This is a genomic window from Cellulomonas pasadenensis (assembly GCF_047229365.1).
Lineage (GTDB): Bacteria > Actinomycetota > Actinomycetes > Actinomycetales > Cellulomonadaceae > Cellulomonas.
The window spans coordinates 1-1,384 of the sequence record NZ_JBFTEP010000266.1 but is presented as its reverse complement, the minus strand read 5'-3'; the positions used below and the strand labels follow the sequence as shown (position 1 = coordinate 1,384).

The window sequence follows — 1,384 nt, the reverse complement described above, 5'->3', positions numbered from 1 at the left end:
TGGGGGGTGCTGCTCGTCGTCACGGACGTAGACACCCCGATCCGCGGACGGGCCGCTCCCCCGGCCCGCGCCCGGGCCACGACGGCTGGCGCGACGAGTGGCGGCGCATGGCGTGGACGTCCGCGGTGCTGCCGTTCACGGCCGTGCGGCACCGCCTCGCCGGCACGCTCGCGCACCGCGGCGGCGCACCCGCGTGGCGGCCGCCCGTGCGCGCGGTGCTGCTCGACCGCGACGGCACGCTCGTGCACGACGTCCCCTACAACGGCGACCCCGCCCAGGTGCGCCCGGTGGACGGCGCGCGCGAGCTCCTCGACGCGCTCCGCGCCGCCGGCATCCGGGTCGGCCTCGTCAGCAACCAGTCCGGCATCGGCCGCGGGCTGCTGACGCGGGGGCAGGTCGACGCCGTGAACGCGCGGCTCGCCGAGCTCGTCGGCCCGTTCGACACCGTGCAGGTGTGCCCGCACACCGCCGACGACGGGTGCACGTGCCGCAAGCCGGGCCCCGGCATGGTGCTCGCGGCGGCGCGCGAGCTGGGCCTCGCACCATGGGAGTGCGCCGTGGTCGGCGACATCGGTGCGGACGTGGGCGCCGCGCTCGCCGCCGGCGCGCGGACCGTCCTCGTGCCCACCCCCGTCACGCGCCCGGAGGAGGTCGCCGACGCCCCCGTGGTCGCGCCCGACCTGCGCACCGCGCTCGCGCTGCTGCTGCCGGACGTCCTCGGCACGCCCACGGACGCGCTCGCCGCGCACGACCCTGCCGGCCCGCCCCGGGACCCGGCGCACGACCCTGTGCACCGGCCTGCCGCCCGCGCCGCGCACGACCCGGCGGTGGGCACGGGCACGGAGGCCGCCGCGTGACGCGCGTGCTCGCGGTGCGCCTCGACAGCGACGGCGACGTGCTGCTCACGGGCCCGGCCGTGCGGGCGCTCGCCGCGACCGCCGACGCGGTCGACGTGCTGGCGTCGCCCGCCGGCGCCCAGGCGGCCCGGCTGCTGCCGGACGTCGACGACGTGCTCGTCTTCGACCCGCCGTGGAGCGGGTACGCACCCCCCGCCGTGGACCCGGCGGCCGTGCAGGAGCTGGTCGCGACGCTCGCCGGTCGCCGGTACGACCGCGCCGTGGTGTTCACGTCGTTCCACCAGAGCCCGCTGCCGGCCGCGCTCGTGCTGCGCCTCGCGGGCGTGCCGTTCGTCGCGGGCACGAGCGTCGACTACCCCGGCTCGCTGCTCGACGTGCGGCACCACCGCCCCGACGGCCTGCACGAGGTGGAGGCCGCCCTCGACCTCGCCGTCGCCGCGGGCGGGCGGCTGCCGGACGGGGACGCCGGGCACCTCGCCGTGCGCGGGCCGCTGCCGGCGCCGGCCGACGCGCTGCCCGCTGACGCC

The 1,384-nt window shown here is 79.8% G+C and carries 2 protein-coding genes; both read left to right on the top strand.

The genetic code is table 11. The annotated features are described in order from the left end of the window. Positions 1-107: 107 nt before the first annotated feature. Entirely contained in the window at positions 108-857 is a 750-nt protein-coding gene (locus AB6N23_RS18370; RefSeq protein ID WP_412867393.1) for a D-glycero-alpha-D-manno-heptose-1,7-bisphosphate 7-phosphatase, read from the top strand. Next, the coding region (locus AB6N23_RS18365; protein ID WP_412867392.1) for a glycosyltransferase family 9 protein at positions 854-1,384 on the top strand (531 nt) is incomplete at its 3' end. The genes AB6N23_RS18370 and AB6N23_RS18365, both read left to right, overlap by 4 nt.